Source organism: uncultured Campylobacter sp., from assembly GCF_937981295.1.
Classification (GTDB): Bacteria; Campylobacterota; Campylobacteria; order Campylobacterales; family Campylobacteraceae; genus Campylobacter_B.
Genome location: NZ_CALJPC010000094.1, coordinates 1 through 1,823, shown reverse-complemented (window position 1 = coordinate 1,823; position 1,823 = coordinate 1). Strand labels below are relative to the sequence as shown.

2 protein-coding genes are annotated in these 1,823 nt (G+C 44.4%); both read left to right on the top strand.

Annotation, left to right across the window (positions count from 1 at the left end):
• Positions 1-766 (top strand): hypothetical protein (locus Q0135_RS09750; RefSeq protein WP_297990145.1); only part of this gene is annotated, 766 nt, incomplete at its 5' end.
• 11 nt (positions 767-777) lie between these two features.
• Positions 778-1,823 (top strand): DNA (cytosine-5-)-methyltransferase (gene dcm / locus Q0135_RS09745; RefSeq protein ID WP_297990143.1); only part of this gene is annotated, 1,046 nt, incomplete at its 3' end.

The following is a 1,823-nucleotide window of genomic DNA, read 5'->3' as shown; positions in this document are numbered from 1 at the left end:
AACTGCGGCTCAAATAGCAGACGGCGAGATGAACGGCTTTCAAACCTCGCTTAATAACGCCACTGGCTACGTTATGAAGTATATTACAAAGACCTTTATAAATTTCAACGAAACTGACGATATTAACGAGGTTCAGGCGTGGTTTATAAAGCATAAAATTCGCAGGTTTCTATCCTCGCAAAATCCAATCCCGCTTTGGGTTTACCGAAAGATAAATTTTATTAAAAGTCTGCGCGATTTAGGTAACCTCAATATTCTAAAAGATTTTGATAACACGCTTATAGAGTGGGATTATAAGAGCCAAAGCATATTTATGTCTATTCCATATACTTCAGAGGAGCTTATATACGAGGACGGACACCTGCTATATTACGTCTGCGGTCGGCTCATGCACGAATATGTAAAGAATATTAATCCAGCTCAAAGTGTTGGCAAAATTCAATCTCACGAGTTTAAATCTATTAGGGAAGCTTACAACAGCGATATTAAGCCAGTTTATTATAATCCATACAAGATATTCCGCACCGCCTGGAAAGATATGAGCAATGAAAGGCTTAAACTCTACTGGCGCAATAATCAAAACGAAATGACCGATGACATTCTAAGCGTTCAAGATTACGCTATGCTTGAGAATGAAATGATCGAGCGCGGCTTCTTGCAACGATATAAAAATCATATTAGGTATTTTACGCAGCACGCTTTAGAGGATATTAGAGAGCTCGAATTTAAGTATTCCAATAATGGCGTTATGCCGTATCCGTTTTGAAAGGATGAAATTTGTATCTAGCGACTATCTTTTCAGGTATCGGCGTAGCGGAGATGGCGCATCGCAAGGTATTCGGCTATAACGGCACGATCTTTGCTTGCGAAATCGATAAATTTGCGCGCCTCAGCTATGAAGCCAACGCAGGCAACCATCAAGGCACGCCTTTCTATGAGGACGTCCGCACCCTAGATGCTACAAAGTATCGCGGACAAATAGATGTGCTCGTAGGCGGCAGCCCCTGCCAAGACTTTTCTATCGCGGGAGGGCGAGCGGGCACGGCGGGAGATCGCGGCAATCTCATTTGGCAATACTACAGGATAGTCAAAGAGTGCCGCCCGGAGGTTTTCGTATTCGAAAACGTCAAAGGCTTTCTATCGATCGAAAAGGGCAAGGCATACGTAAATTTCCTGAACGCTCTGCGCGATCTCGGCTATCACTGCCACGCCGAAATTCTCAATACCAAAGACTACGGCATACCTCAAAACAGAGAACGGCTCTACATAGTGGGCTTTTTGGATGCGGATAGGTATTTTTCGTTTCATTTCGCGCCAAAAGAGCCTTTGAAACTCACGCTCGGGGATATGCTAGAGCCCTATGTAGATGAAAAATACTTTTTGAGCGAGCGCGCGATTGCCTGGTTGAGGCAAGAAAATCCAAAATTTAAAAGGCAATTCCGCCCGGTTTCGGAATTCGGCATAAGTAACACGCTAACGACAAGGCAGGGTGCACGTAGAACGGATATTTTCATCATCCAAAGAGCGCGCGGCTTAAAAAAAGGCGGCGAGCTTGAGTTGTGCCCTACGATCAGCTCAAATTCTTTCGCGCAAAACAATCCGCTCTCGGGCGAGCGCATACGTAAGCTCACTCCAAGAGAGTGCCTACGCCTGCAAGGCATCGGCGATGATTGTGCTATTTATAAGGCAACGGAAGGGTATGACCAACTTGTAAGCACGGATACCATGGTAGAAGGTGTTCATTTTAGCTTTCAATATATGATGCCCTATGATGTTGGATATCGTTTGATGACGGCTAATTTGAGTGATATTGCTGCGATGGG